This window comes from Pseudoalteromonas sp. NFXS53 (assembly GCF_056629255.1).
In genome coordinates, this window is the sequence record NZ_JBWVBR010000018.1 from 77,196 (window position 1) to 91,377 (window position 14,182).

A 14,182-nucleotide genomic window follows, 5' to 3' on the forward strand; every position below is an offset into this window, starting at 1 on the left:
TTGTTCGGATCTAAAATAAAAACTCTTATAAAACAGTTGTTTAATTATTTTTATCAACAAGATCCTAGTTTTTGCAAAAGTCAATATTGAAGTTGTGGATAAGATCAATTCATAATACCCGGCTTCCACTTATATTTTGTGATAATAATTAATCAATTCTTGTACTCTTTACTATGTACGGGAATATTAACCCATTGGAGTTGTTCAGCGTGTATCTGTCTGTTTGGCAAAGTTGTTTATATGTGTTGCAAGATGAATTGCCATCTCAGCAATTTAGTATGTGGGTCAGGCCACTGCAAGCAGAGAGTACCGATGATACTTTGACCATTTATGCACCTAATCGCTTTGTTTTAGATTGGGTTAGAGAAAAATACCTTAATCGAATCAATGAGTTATTGGTTGAAATTTGTGGTGATGAAGCGCCAGAGTTGCGTTTTGACGTTGGCACTCCTGCGGCCGCTCAAGTAAATACTGCTTCAGAGCAGACTAATAATGTCTCACCTCAAGCAACTAGCAGCGAACAAGCTCAAGTAACAGCTCAGCCTGTTGCTGAACAAAAAGTAGAGCCTGCACCTAAATCTGGTTATAAATCTAATATTAAAGAAAACTATACGTTTGATAACTTCGTTGAAGGTAAATCAAACCAGTTAGCTAAAGCGGCTGCAACGCAAGTGGCCGACAATCCGGGTAATGCGTTCAATCCTGTCTTTATATATGGTGGTACAGGTTTAGGTAAAACTCACCTTTTACACGCGGTGGGTAATGGCATCATGGAAAAGAAAAAAGATGCCAAAATTGTTTACATGCACTCTGAACGTTTTGTTCAAGACATGGTTAAAGCCCTACAAAATAATGCCATTGAAGAATTTAAGCGTTATTACCGCAGCGTTGATGCTTTGATGATAGATGACATTCAATTCTTCGCAAACAAAGAGCGTTCGCAAGAAGAGTTTTTCCATACCTTTAATGCTTTATTAGAAGGTAACCAGCAAATTATTTTAACCTCTGACCGTTACCCAAAAGAAATTGAAGGGGTAGAAGACAGATTAAAATCTCGTTTTGGTTGGGGTTTAACCATTGCCATTGAGCCACCTGAACTTGAAACGCGAGTGGCAATCCTGATGAAGAAAGCACAGCAAAGTAATATTAATTTACCGCATGAAGTGGCTTTCTTTATCGCGAAAAAATTGCGTTCAAATGTACGCGAATTAGAAGGGGCGCTTAACCGTGTGATTGCAAATGCAAACTTCACAGGTCGTCCAATTTCGATAGATTTCGTAAAAGAAGCACTGCGTGACTTATTAGCACTACAAGATAAGTTGGTTACGATCGATAACATTCAACGTACTGTTGCCGAGTACTATCGTATTCGTGTTTCTGATCTATTATCTAAACGTCGTAGTCGTTCGGTTGCAAGACCAAGACAAGTGGCGATGGCGTTATCTAAAGAATTAACAAACCACAGCTTACCTGAAATTGGTGATGCATTTGGTGGTCGAGATCACACCACTGTGTTACATGCTTGCCGTAAGGTAAAATCTCTTCGTGACGAAAGTCATGAGGTAAAAGAAGATTATCAAAATTTAATTAGAACATTGTCGTCTTAATTTTCGGGCTTAATTTATTATGCAAATTACAATTTCAAGAGAGCAATTTTTAAAGCCGTTAATGCAGGTTTCTGGTGCCATTGAGCGCAAACACACGCTACCTATTCTTTCTAATGTATTGTTAGAAATTAAAGACGGTGTGTTGGCGATGACGGGTACTGATTTAGAGATTGAATTGGTTGCAAGTTCACATCTTGAAAACCCAGCTGAAGACGCCAAACTGACTTTGCCGGCTAAGAAGCTACTCGATATCTGTAAAAGCTTACCTGATGGTTCAGAACTCACTTTTTCGATGCAAGAACATCAGGTGCTTCTGACCAGTGGAAAAAGTCGCTTTTCATTAACGACTTTAGCTGCTGAAGATTTTCCAAACCTCGAACAGTGGGATGGTGAAGTTGAATTCAAGACGACCCGTTTAGAGTTAAGACGTTTACTCGAAAGCACGCATTTTTCAATGGCTAACCAAGATGTTCGTTATTATTTGAACGGTATGTCATTTGAAGTGGATAACAGTGAAATTAAAACCGTTGCTACTGATGGTCACCGTCTAGCAATCGCTTCACAGCCATTATCTGAATCCTTGAATACACAACGTCAGTTAATTATTCCTCGTAAGGGTGTACAAGAAATTATGCGCCTTTTACCAGCTGACGATGAGTTAATTACAATTCAGTTTGGTGCGAATCATGTGCGCCTAATTGATGGTGAGTTTACGTTTACTAGTAAATTAGTTGATGGTCGTTTTCCTGATTATCGTCGTGTTCTTCCTCGTGGAGGCGATAAATTAGTGACTGCAAACCGTGAATGGTTACGTAGTGCATTTCAACGAGTTTCAATTTTATCGAATGAAAAGTTCCGTGGTGTTCGCCTTAATTTATCAAGTGGCTTATTGAAGATCACAGCAAACAACCCTGAACAAGAACAAGCAGAAGAAGTGGTTGAAGTGGGTTATCAAGGCGATGACTTAGAAATTGGTTTTAACGTTTCTTATGTTTTAGACGTACTTAATACTCTAAAAACTGAAGATGTTCAGTTCACTTTATCTGACTCAAACTCAAGTGCATTAATTGAGGGCGTAAGCCAAGATGATGCAGTGTATGTTGTGATGCCAATGCGTCTATAGTTTATGAGCTTGAATCATATTAGCCTCAATCATTTTCGAAATATTGAGGCTTTATCTTTTCAGCCAAGCGCAGACATTAATATCATCTATGGCGCAAACGGCAGTGGAAAAACCAGTCTCCTCGAAGCCATCTATTTTCTTTCTCACGGTAAATCTTTTCGTACTAACAAGCAGAAACTCCTTATTCATTACGAGCAAGACGCTTGTATTGTACATGCAAAAAAACAACACCTTAACTTGTCTATACCTGTAGGTATTAGTAAGAATAAGCAGGGTGAAACACAGCTGAAAATACAAGGTCAAGCCAGTAGAAAAATCTCTGAGCTGGCGCAACTTTTACCAGTGCAAGTTATTACACCTGAAAGCTACGAGTTGTTTTTTGGTGGCCCGAAAGAGCGCAGAAAATTTTTAGATTTAGGTGTGTTCCACGTGGAACAATCTTTTTTTAATGCCTGGCGTCAGTTTAATAAGATTCTGAAGCAACGCAATGCTCTCCTTAAATCTCGTCCACATAATTACGCCGAGCAAATCAAATTCTGGGACGTTGAATTCGTTAAGGTGGCTGATCAAATAAATATCGCAAGAAAAGCCTATATAGAGAGGTTTAATGCGTATTTTTTTGATAAAATAGTGGGTCAAATACCTATATTTTCTGGCCTAGAATTACGTTATGATGCTGGTTGGAAAGAAGACTTAGCAAGTACGTTAAAAGCTAACTTTGAGCGTGATGTTAAGCTTGGCTATACAAGTAAAGGGCCGCATAAAGCTGATTTTAGCTTTTATATAAATGGTCATAGTATAGAAAATATTTTTTCTCGGGGTCAGTTAAAACTGTTGTTGTATGCGTTAAAGATTACGCAGAACACTTTAATTGAGACCGAAACAAAAAAGCAGTCAATATTGCTAATCGATGATTTACCCTCAGAGCTAGGGGAAGAAACGATGACTAGTGTGGCTGAATTATTAAAATTATGTCAGTCACAGCTATTTATTACGGCTATTACTGCTGAAAGTATTTCTGCTGTTGTGGAACCAATACAAAGAGAAAAGAAAATGTTCCACGTGAAACATGGCAGTTTAACAACATAAAATTGGAAGAAACCCATGTCTGAAAATTACGATTCGTCCAGTATTAAAGTACTGAAAGGATTGGATGCGGTAAGAAAGCGTCCGGGAATGTATATAGGGGATACAGATGATGGCACTGGTCTTCATCATATGGTATTCGAAGTAGTAGATAACTCAATCGATGAAGCATTAGCTGGTTATTGTGATGATATCTTCGTAACTATTCATACTGACGGTTCTGTATCAGTTCGAGATAATGGACGTGGTATTCCTACCTCTATTCACCCTGAAGAAGGGGTGTCAGCTGCCGAAGTTATCATGACGGTGCTTCATGCCGGTGGTAAATTCGATGATAACTCATATAAAGTATCAGGTGGTCTTCACGGTGTAGGTGTTTCAGTAGTAAACGCGCTATCTGAAAAGTTGCAACTTACAATCCGTCGTGAAGGTAAACTTCACCAGCAAAAATATACCATGGGCGTACCAGATGCTCCGCTAGCGGAGATTGGTGAATCTGAAACTACGGGTACTGAGTTACGCTTCTGGCCAAGTGCTGAAACTTTTTCTGATACAAATTTCCACTACGATATTCTTGCAAAACGTCTTCGTGAACTTTCATTCCTTAACTCGGGTGTGAGTATTATCCTGACTGATGAGCGTGAAGAGAATAAGCAAGACCACTTCAAATATGAAGGTGGTATTCAAGCTTTCGTTGAATATCTAAACCGTAAGAAAACACCTGTACATCAGAATGTATTCAACTTCACTTCTGAGCGTGAAGATGGCATTAGTGTTGAAGTATCAATGCAGTGGAATGATGGTTTCCAAGAAAACATTTACTGTTTCACGAACAATATTCCTCAGCGTGACGGTGGTACTCACTTAGCGGGTTTCCGTGCTGCACTGACTCGTACGCTGAACAACTACATGGAAAAAGAAGGCTTTAACAAGAAAGCGAAAACAGCAAGCAACGCGACAGGTGATGATGCGCGTGAAGGTTTAACCGCTGTTGTAAGTGTTAAAGTGCCTGATCCAAAGTTCTCTTCACAGACCAAAGATAAACTTGTATCAAGTGAAGTTAAATCTGCTGTAGAACAAGCAATGGCTGAAAAGCTAACTGAATACTTACTAGAAAACCCAGGTGATGCTAAAACGGTAGTAAGCAAAATTATTGATGCAGCTCGAGCGCGTGAAGCGGCGCGTAAAGCGCGTGAAATGACTCGCCGTAAAGGTGCTATGGACTTAGCAGGTTTACCAGGCAAACTGGCTGACTGCCAAGAAAAAGACCCTGCACTTTCTGAACTATATATAGTGGAGGGTGACTCGGCGGGTGGTTCTGCGAAGCAAGGTCGTAACCGTAAGAACCAAGCAATCCTGCCGCTGAAAGGTAAAATTCTGAACGTTGAAAAAGCACGGTTTGATAAGATGCTATCTTCTCAAGAAGTTGCAACGCTTATTACTGCACTTGGTTGTGGTATTGGCCGTGACGAATATAACCCAGAAAAGCTGCGTTATCACCGTATCATCATCATGACCGATGCTGATGTCGATGGTTCGCACATTCGTACGCTACTATTGACCTTCTTCTACCGTCAGATGCCAGAAATCATTGAACGTGGTTATGTGTATATTGCTCAGCCGCCACTTTATAAAGTGAAGAAAGGTAAGCAAGAGCAGTACATTAAAGATGAAAATGCGCTTACTGGTTACTTGTTAGAATTAGCACTAAATGGTGCAGCGTTATATCCTGCTGAAGGTGCTCCTGCAATTGAAGGCAATGCACTAGCAAATATCGTTTATGATTATCAGAAAACGGTAGAAGTGTTAGAGCGATTAAATCGTAAATACCCAGCATCAGTAACAAATCGTCTAATCTATCAACCTGAGATCACAGAAGCAGATCTATCTGATAAAGACAAAGTAACAAGCTGGACAGAACGTTTAGTGGCTGACCTTGTAGAAAAAGATGAAGATGCAACTATCTTTAATGCTGAAGTAGCGTATGACGAAGAGCGTCATATGTACTACCCAGTGGTTAAGATCCGTCAGCACGGTGTTGATAAAGCTTATACACTAGACTACAACTTCATTACGTCTAAAGATTATGTGCGCATCGCAAACACAGGTAAGCAAATGGCGAACTTGATGGAAGAGAGCGGTTACGTACAACGTGGTGAGAAGACGCACCCAGTTACTGACTTTGTATCAGGTCTTGATTGGTTAGTGAGTGAATCTAAGCGTGGCTTGTATACACAACGCTATAAAGGATTGGGCGAAATGAACCCAGACCAGCTTTGGGAAACAACGATGGATCCAGGTGCTCGTCGCATGCTTCAGGTAACCATTGAAGATGCCATTGCGGCTGACCAATTATTTGCGACACTAATGGGTGACCAAGTTGAACCTCGTCGTGAGTTCATCGAAAGCAATGCATTACGTGTTGTGAACTTAGACGTTTAATCGAGTTCTAAAATAATATTTAAAAAGGCGGGTTTTCCCGCCTTTTTTTATGTTTGATGCTTAAAACCCTGCACAGCACGCGGTATACTGAGCATAATTTTCAATCACAAAACCCTGCGCTAATAGCCACTCTGTGAGCTCCACTATGCGCAATGAGCCAAATTAAATTAAGCCAACTATGCAAAAATACGATTTAAAAACCTTTCAAGGCTTGATCCTGGCACTACAGGATTACTGGGCACAGCAAGGCTGTGTGATCGCACAGCCACTTGATATGGAAGTAGGCGCGGGTACATTCCACCCACTGACATTCTTAAAATCAATTGGTCCAGAGCCAATGTCGAGTGCTTATGTGCAACCGTGTCGTCGCCCAACAGATGGCCGCTACGGTGAGAACCCAAACCGTCTTCAACATTATTATCAATTCCAAGTTGTGTTAAAGCCATCTCCAGATAATATTCAAGAGTTGTACTTAGGCTCTCTAGCTGCGATGGGCATCGATACGTTAACGCATGAAGTTCGTTTCGTAGAAGACAACTGGGAATCACCAACACTAGGTGCTTGGGGTCTTGGTTGGGAAGTGTGGTTAAATGGTATGGAGGTAACTCAGTTCACCTACTTCCAACAGGTGGGCGGCTTAGAATGCGCACCGGTAACTGGCGAAATCACTTACGGTCTTGAACGTCTTGCTATGTATATACAAGGTGTAGACAGTATTTATGACTTAGTATGGACTGATGGACCTATGGGTAAAGTCACTTATGGTGATGTATTCCATCAGAACGAAGTTGAGCAGTCGACTTATAACTTTGAGCACGCTGATGTTGATGCTTTATTTGCACAGTTTGATCAGTGTGAGAAAGAAAGTGAAAAACTGATTGAAGCAGGTTTACCACTGCCAGCATACGAGCAGGTAATGAAAGCATCTCATGCCTTTAATTTATTAGATGCCCGTCATGCTATCTCAGTAACAGAGCGTCAACGTTATATCCTTCGTGTACGCGCATTATCTAAAGCTTGTGCACAGGCATATTATGAAGCGCGTGAAGCGCTTGGTTTCCCGCTTTGTAAGGACTGATCATGACAACTGAAAATTTATTAGTAGAAATTGGTACTGAAGAGTTACCACCAAAATCACTGCGCAAACTAGCGACGGCTTTTGCAGACAACCTAACTGAAGAGTTGAAAGCATTAGAGTTATCTTTCGAAAGCATCAACTGGTATGCATCACCACGCCGTTTAGGTTTACAGGTTTCAGCGCTTGCGACTGAACAACAAGATAAAGTTGTAGAAAAACGTGGTCCTGCGACTAAGGCAGCTTTTGATGCTGAAGGTAACCCAACTAAAGCGGCCATGGGTTGGGCGCGTGGCTGTGGTATCGAAGTGAGCGAAGCTGAGACGCTAGAAACAGAAAAGGGCGCTTGGTTACTTCACCGTGCGACAGTAAAAGGTCAAGCGGCTACAGAGCTACTTGCAGATGCAATTAACAAAGCGCTGGCTAAATTGCCTATTCCAAAACCTATGCGTTGGGGCGCGAATAAAACACAGTTTATTCGTCCTGTGCATACTGTGGCTGCACTTCTTGGTGGCACACAAGTACAAGGTGAAGTACTAGGGAAAACGATCGGTAATGAACTGCAAGGTCACCGTTTCCATCATCCAGCACGTGTAACTGTAAACCACGCTGATGAGGTATTCGAAACGCTTAAGTCAGCTTATGTTGTTGCAGACTACGAAGCGCGTAAAGCACAAATTCGAGCACAAATTGAAGAAGCAGCAGCGGCTGTTGACGCGGTTGTGGCAATGGATGAAGACTTACTTGAAGAGGTGACTTCACTTGTTGAGTGGCCAGTTACACTAACAGCGTCATTCGAAGAAGAATTCTTAGCTGTGCCGGACGAAGCGCTTATCTATACTATGAAGGACGATCAGAAGTACTTCCCGTTATTAGACAAAGCAGGCAACTTAATTAATAAGTTCCTATTCGTGTCTAACATCGAAAGTAAAGATCCAAGTGTGGTTATCTCAGGTAACGAAAAGGTTGTTCGTCCTCGTCTAGCTGATGCACAATTCTTCTTTGAAACAGATAAAAAGAAAACCCTTGAAAGCCGTCTTGAGTCTTTAGGCAGCGTATTGTTCCAAAAGCAGCTTGGTACTTTAAAAGACAAGTCAGAGCGTATTGCGGCATTAGCGGGTTATATCGCTGAGCAAGTTGGTGCAGACAAGGTATTAGCTGAGCGTGCAGGTCTATTAAGTAAAACAGACTTAATGACTGAAATGGTTATGGAGTTCACTGACGTACAAGGTGTAATGGGTATGCATTACGCTCGTATCGACGGCGAGGCGGAAGAAGTTGCTTTAGCACAAAACGAGCAATATATGCCGCGTTTTGCAGGTGACAACTTACCATCTAATCCTATCAGCTATGCTGTTGCCTTGGCTGATAAGTTCGACACGTTAGTAGGTATCTTTGGTATTGGCCAAGCACCAAAAGGTGATAAAGACCCGTTCGCACTTCGTCGTGCAGCTATTGGCGCACTTCGCATCATGGTTGAGAAAGAGCTTAAGTTAGACATTCATGACATCGTTGCTAAGTCTCAGGAATTATTTGCTGACAAGTTAAGCAATGACAATGTGGCTGAAGATGTATTCGAATTTATGCTAGGTCGTTTCCGTGCTTGGTATCAAGATGAAGGTATCAGTGTTGATGTGATCCAAGCTGTATTAGCGCGTCGTCCATCTTCACCGGCTGATTTCGACCGTCGTGTTAAAGCGGTAAGTCACTTCCGTACATTGGCTGAAGCTGAAAGCTTGGCTGCGGCGAATAAGCGTGTAAACAATATTCTTGCTAAGAATAATGTGACGAGCGATGCAGCTGTAGACAACGCTTTATTAGCTGAAGACGCTGAGAAAGTACTAGCAGCACAAGTTGCAGAGTTAACCGAAGCGCTAGCTCCAGTGTACGCTGCAGGTGATTATCAAGGTGCACTAACGCAACTGGCAAGCCTACGTGAAGCGGTAGATAACTTCTTCGATAACGTGATGGTAATGGCTGACGATGAAGCGGTTAAAAATAACCGTTTAGCACTGCTAAGTCAGTTAAGTCGTTTATTCTTAAATACAGCGGATATCTCTGTTTTACAGAACTAGTTGAATTGACCAAAAAACTTAAAAAGCCAACCTCAGCGGTTGGCTTTTTGTCATTTATTGTTAGAGGTTAAATACCGATCCGCTTAATTAAATGAGCTATTTTGAGGCAGCAAAAGCTCATCGATAGCAAGGCAAAAATTTTGTGATTTAGTTTTTCTAAATAAGAAGTTTTTAACGCCGCTAGCGAGAGGTTTAGCCCCTCAAAATGATTAAGTATTATTGCGGAGCGGTATAATTCTTTTACACAATACTTCGCACTTTTACAGTTGTTTAGATTCTAATGAATAGCAATTAGAAAAGCTCAGAATAAAGCTGAGCAAAATGGCTGAGAGGAAATTAAAAGTATGAAAAAACTATCCGCAGCGTTAATGGCTTTATTACTTTCTGCGTGTTCGAGTCAGGTATATGTTCCAGGCCAAGAAATTATTCAGCCTAATGTAAAACCCCTCGATAGAGACATGTACCTTCGCGGTGACTTCACCTTATGGGATGCAGAGCCTCACTATAAACTGGGTGCACAACAGCCGGGCATTTACACAGTACGCGCAAAGTTTATGACACCAGGCAAGGTGTATGAATTTAAAATTGCCGATGAGTCTTGGAGTAAAGGTTTTAACTGTGGTTATCAGTCGTCAGGCTCACTGCAATTAAATAAACCAATACTAGCGAACTGTGACACGGTATATAACTACTTTAGTTTTGCACCGAGTAAAAAGGGCTGGTACACCATTACCTTTGATTATCGAAACTCGGCATCGCCTATGGTCATGGTGAGTAAAGGATAAGTTAAAGCGAACAAATGCTTTACAAAAAAAGGGCTTATTTGCCCTTTTTTATTAGGTAACGGAAAGGTGCTTGTTCAACTTCTTTGGCAACCAATGTATGGTCCATAAATTCACAGAAGCTTGGAATATCACGGGTGGTTGATGGGTCATCAGCGATAATTAATAACGTTTCACCATCAGACATTTTTCTCACCGCACCACGCACCATCATCACAGGCTCAGGACAACGAAGACCGATAGCATCTAATGTATGATCGGGATTAGAAAATGGCATGGTGACTCTCTTATACAAGCTAAAAATAGGGCGAATATTTTACCCACTGCGCGATGACAAATAAACCATTGCAAGCGACTAATTTAAGCTTCACACCTATAACGAAAAAAGGCAAAGCGTTTTCACACTTTGCCTTTGTACCAGCATTCATGACTGAAATACTGGTTCACCAAGTTGAGTTTTGCGTTTTGAATAATTTCTCGACAAGAGAAATGAGCGCAAGCGTTGTAACAGCTCACTCAGCAAGTGAGCTGTTATGGGCTTATTCTACGCGCTCAAACACCGTTGCGATGCCTTGGCCTAAACCAATGCACATGGTGGCTAAACCATATTTTGCACCTTTGTCTTCCATCAAGTGGATAAGTGACGTACTGATACGTGAACCCGAACAACCCAGTGGGTGCCCTAGGGCAATCGCACCACCATTTAGATTCACTTTCTCGTCAGCCACTTCAAGTAGGCCAAGGTCTTTCAATACAGGTAGAGATTGTGCAGCAAATGCTTCGTTAAGCTCAGCTACATCAATATCATCAATCGTGATACCTGCTTGCTTAAGTGCTTTCTTACTTGCAGGAACCGGACCGTAACCCATGATTGATGGATCGCAACCTGCAACCGCCATTGACTTAACACGTGCACGAATTGGTAAGCCTAGTGCTTTGGCTTTCTCTTCGCTCATTACGAGCATCACAGATGCGCCATCTGACAGTGCTGATGAAGTACCCGCAGTTACCGTGCCTGACGCTGGGTTAAACACAGGGCGAAGTTGCGATAAGCCTTCAAGTGTTGTCTCTGGACGAATTACTTCGTCGTTTTCTACTAATACTGGCACGCCATCATCATCGTGACCTTCAGTTGGTAAAATCTCACGAGCGAAACGACCTTCAACAGTCGCAGCATGTGCACGTTGGTGTGAACGTACCGCGAACGCATCTTGTTGCTCACGGCTGATACCATGAATCGTTGCAAGGTACTCAGCAGTTAAACCCATTGAACCTGCAGCTTGTGCCACTGAAGTTGATAAGCCAGGGTGGAAATCAACACCGTGTGTCATAGGTACGTGACCCATGTGCTCAACACCACCGATAAGATAAGTGTCACCAGCACCTGTCATGATTGCGCGTGCTGCATCATGCAGAGCTTGCATTGATGAGCCACATAAACGGTTTACGGTAACTGCTGGCACTGTGTGAGGAATACCAGCAAGCAGTGCCGCATTACGCGCCACGTTGAAGCCTTGCTCAAGCGTTTGTTGAACGCAACCCCAATAGATGTCGTCGATGCTTGCAGGATCAACTTGTGGGTTACGCTCAAGAATACCTTTCATTAGGTGTGCACTTAAGTCTTCTGCGCGACGGTGTTTGAATACACCGCTTTTAGAGCGGCCCATTGGCGTACGAAGACAATCAACGATTACTGCATTTTGCATAGTCATGTTATTGGCCCTCCACGGCATAGAATACTTTACCTTCAGTCGCCCATTGACGCGTCTGTTCTGATACTTGGTAAATTTCACCTAGATGTGCGTACTTGTCAGCCATAGCAACAAAGTTAGCTAGGCCAATTTGATCTAGGTAACGGAATGCACCGCCTCTGAATGGAGGGAAACCAATACCATAGATAAGCGCCATATCTGCTTCTTGTGGAGAAGCGACAATGCCTTCTTGTAAGCAAAGTAGGACTTCGTTGATCATTGGCACCATACAACGCTCAATGATGGTTTGTTTATCAAACTCAGTTGCCGCATCACAAATGCTGCTTAGTAGTGCAACTGCGTCAGCGTCTTTGCTCTTCTTAAGGCGACCGCGACGATCTGGTGCATATTGGTAGAAACCTTTTTGGTTCTTTTGACCAAAACGCTCAGCATTAGCAAGTACCGCAACCGGATCTTTATCTTGGCGAGCCATGCGAGTAGGGAAGCCATCGGCCATCACACCCGTACAATGGTTTGCTGTATCGATACCGACAACGTCTAGTAGGTATGCCGGACCCATAGGCCAACCAAATACGTTTTCCATGACTTTATCTACTTTAGTAAAATCAGCGCCTTCAACAACGAGTTTGCTGAAACCTGCAAAGTAAGGGAAAAGTACACGGTTAACGAAGAAACCCGGGCAGTCGTTTACAACGATAGGTGACTTGCCAAGTTTTAGTGCGTAATCAACCACGGCTGCAACTGTTTCATCTGAAGTCTTTTCACCACGGATGATCTCAACAAGCGGCATTTTTGGCACTGGGTTGAAGAAGTGCATACCACAGAAGTGTTCTGGTTTTTCTAGCGCTTCAGCCAGTTCATCAATGCGGATTGTTGACGTGTTTGAGGTTAAAATTGTGCCTTCAGGTAATTGCTTTTCAAGCCCTGCAAGTACTGTTTTCTTAACTTGTGGATGTTCAACAACCGCTTCAACCACAATGTCAGAGCCCGCTAAATCAGCATCATTCAGTGTTGGTTTGATCTTACCTAGCGTGCCAACCATCTTGTCTAGTTTCATGTGACCGCGTTCTACTTTTTTACCAAGTAGGGTTGCTGCTTCATTCATGCCTAGATCAAGGGCCGCTTGGTTGATGTCTTTCATGACAATCGGTGTGCCTTTGTAAGCAGATTGGTAAGCGATACCGCCACCCATGATACCTGCACCTAGTACAGCTGCTTGTTTAATCTCTGTAGAAGATTGTTTCGCTTGTTTCTTGGCAACACCTTTAATGTATTGGTCAGCTAAGAAAATACCCGTTTGCGCGGCTGCTTCTGCAGTTTTCGCTAGCTTTGCGAAGTTGGCATTTTCAATTGCCATGGCTTCATCGCGTGTTGCATTTGCAGCGGCTTTAATTGTTCTTACAGCCATCACAGGTGCAGGGTAGTGACCTTTGGTTTTACCTACCACTAGGCCTTCAGCCATTGCGAAGCTCATGCCTTGCTCAACGCGGTTTAGTTTAAGTGGGTCAAGTTTTAGCTGACGTTTTGCACGCCAATCAAGTTTGCCAGCAACAGCTTGCTCAAGAGTTTTTACTGCTGCTTCAACTAATTTGTCTTTTGCAACCACACCGTCTACAGCACCGACTTTCAATGCGTCTGCTGCACGGTTTTCTTTACCTGTGGTGATCCACGTCATGGCATTATCAGCACCGATAATACGTGGTAATCGAACCGTACCACCGAAACCAGGCATGATCCCTAATTTAACTTCTGGTAGGCCGATTTTTGCGTTTTGACTTGCGATACGGTAATCCGTTGCAAGTAGCCATTCACACCCACCGCCAAGTGCAAGGCCATCAATAGCAGAGGCAGTTGGGAACGGAAGGTCTTCGATGGCATCGAAAATATCTGTTGCTGACTTGATCCAACCAACTAGTTCTTCTTCTGGGCGTTGGAAAGTCGGTAAGAATTCAAAAATGTCGGCGCCGATGATGAAATGGTCTTTGTCACTGGTGAAAACCATCGCCGCGATATCATCGCGTTGGCTAAGTTCGGCAAATGCTTTGCCACATTCTTGTAGGGTTTGCTGAGAAAGTTTGTTTACCGAACCTGGCATACAGAACTTAAACTCAGCGATATTGCCTTTGTAAAAATCAACTACAAAGGACTCGCTCTTGTATAACATGCTTGTTCTCCCGTGCTATTACACTGGTACGATGAGTTGTTAATTTACTCAGTTTGGACCCTTTAAATTAAAATTGCAATGAAAAATTTACCCCAGGTTTACGCCTGCCTTAAAAA

Annotated in this window: 10 protein-coding genes; 7 read left to right on the plus strand and 3 right to left on the minus strand. The window is 42.5% G+C overall.

Annotated features, from left to right (window positions below):
* The first annotated feature begins 209 nt into the window (after positions 1–209).
* The 7 genes from dnaA to AC1HJP_RS17345 all read left to right on the plus strand — a co-directional run bounded on the left by dnaA (position 210) and on the right by AC1HJP_RS17345 (position 10,193).
* A complete protein-coding gene (dnaA, locus tag AC1HJP_RS17315) occupies positions 210–1,607 on the plus strand; it encodes a chromosomal replication initiator protein DnaA (RefSeq protein WP_480362857.1) in 1,398 nt (465 codons plus the stop codon).
* A 19-nt stretch (positions 1,608–1,626) separates the two neighbouring features.
* Complete coding sequence (gene dnaN / locus AC1HJP_RS17320) at positions 1,627–2,730, plus strand: DNA polymerase III subunit beta (protein WP_480362837.1); 1,104 nt, start codon at positions 1,627–1,629, stop codon at positions 2,728–2,730.
* Between the two features lie 3 nt (positions 2,731–2,733).
* Positions 2,734–3,819, plus strand: a complete 1,086-nt coding sequence (gene recF / locus AC1HJP_RS17325) for a DNA replication/repair protein RecF (RefSeq protein ID WP_480362838.1) — start codon at positions 2,734–2,736, stop codon at positions 3,817–3,819.
* Between the two features lie 15 nt (positions 3,820–3,834).
* Positions 3,835–6,258, plus strand: coding sequence for a DNA topoisomerase (ATP-hydrolyzing) subunit B (gyrB, locus tag AC1HJP_RS17330; RefSeq protein WP_480362839.1), 2,424 nt, complete (start codon positions 3,835–3,837; stop codon positions 6,256–6,258).
* Between the two features lie 178 nt (positions 6,259–6,436).
* A complete protein-coding gene (glyQ, locus tag AC1HJP_RS17335) occupies positions 6,437–7,336 on the plus strand; it encodes a glycine--tRNA ligase subunit alpha (RefSeq protein ID WP_058028283.1) in 900 nt (299 codons plus the stop codon).
* A gap of 2 nt (positions 7,337–7,338) precedes the next feature.
* The gene (gene glyS / locus AC1HJP_RS17340; RefSeq protein ID WP_480362840.1) at positions 7,339–9,408 is read left to right on the plus strand and encodes a glycine--tRNA ligase subunit beta; all 2,070 of its coding nucleotides are present in this window, start codon (positions 7,339–7,341) and stop codon (positions 9,406–9,408) included.
* Between the two features lie 344 nt (positions 9,409–9,752).
* Positions 9,753–10,193: an early set domain-containing protein gene (locus AC1HJP_RS17345; protein ID WP_480362841.1), complete on the plus strand. Its 441-nt coding sequence runs from the start codon at positions 9,753–9,755 to the stop codon at positions 10,191–10,193.
* A 34-nt stretch (positions 10,194–10,227) separates the two neighbouring features.
* Here the strand turns inward: AC1HJP_RS17345 and tusA are convergent, their stop codons facing one another.
* From tusA to fadB, 3 genes are all read right to left on the minus strand, one after another.
* Positions 10,228–10,467 (minus strand): sulfurtransferase TusA, encoded by a 240-nt coding sequence (gene tusA, locus AC1HJP_RS17350; protein ID WP_138561454.1) that lies wholly within the window; start codon positions 10,465–10,467, stop codon positions 10,228–10,230.
* Positions 10,468–10,729: 262 nt separating this feature from the next.
* Positions 10,730–11,896 (minus strand): acetyl-CoA C-acyltransferase FadA, encoded by a 1,167-nt coding sequence (fadA, locus tag AC1HJP_RS17355; RefSeq protein ID WP_480362858.1) that lies wholly within the window; start codon positions 11,894–11,896, stop codon positions 10,730–10,732.
* A 7-nt stretch (positions 11,897–11,903) separates the two neighbouring features.
* Positions 11,904–14,066: a fatty acid oxidation complex subunit alpha FadB gene (gene fadB, locus AC1HJP_RS17360; protein ID WP_480362842.1), complete on the minus strand. Its 2,163-nt coding sequence runs from the start codon at positions 14,064–14,066 to the stop codon at positions 11,904–11,906.
* Positions 14,067–14,182 lie beyond the last annotated feature (116 nt).

What these genes read in the sequence shown, in the direction of transcription:
- AC1HJP_RS17345 (WP_480362841.1), top strand. Translation starts at nt 9,753, where the DNA reads ATGAAAAAACTATCCGCAGCGTTAATGGCTTTATTACTTTCTGCGTGT.
- gyrB (WP_480362839.1), top strand. Translation starts at nt 3,835, where the DNA reads ATGTCTGAAAATTACGATTCGTCCAGTATTAAAGTACTGAAAGGATTG.
- dnaN (WP_480362837.1), top strand. Translation starts at nt 1,627, where the DNA reads ATGCAAATTACAATTTCAAGAGAGCAATTTTTAAAGCCGTTAATGCAG.
- tusA (WP_138561454.1), bottom strand. Translation starts at nt 10,467, where the DNA reads ATGCCATTTTCTAATCCCGATCATACATTAGATGCTATCGGTCTTCGT.
- recF (WP_480362838.1), top strand. Translation starts at nt 2,734, where the DNA reads ATGAGCTTGAATCATATTAGCCTCAATCATTTTCGAAATATTGAGGCT.
- glyQ (WP_058028283.1), top strand. Translation starts at nt 6,437, where the DNA reads ATGCAAAAATACGATTTAAAAACCTTTCAAGGCTTGATCCTGGCACTA.
- fadA (WP_480362858.1), bottom strand. Translation starts at nt 11,896, where the DNA reads ATGCAAAATGCAGTAATCGTTGATTGTCTTCGTACGCCAATGGGCCGC.
- glyS (WP_480362840.1), top strand. Translation starts at nt 7,339, where the DNA reads ATGACAACTGAAAATTTATTAGTAGAAATTGGTACTGAAGAGTTACCA.
- fadB (WP_480362842.1), bottom strand. Translation starts at nt 14,066, where the DNA reads ATGTTATACAAGAGCGAGTCCTTTGTAGTTGATTTTTACAAAGGCAAT.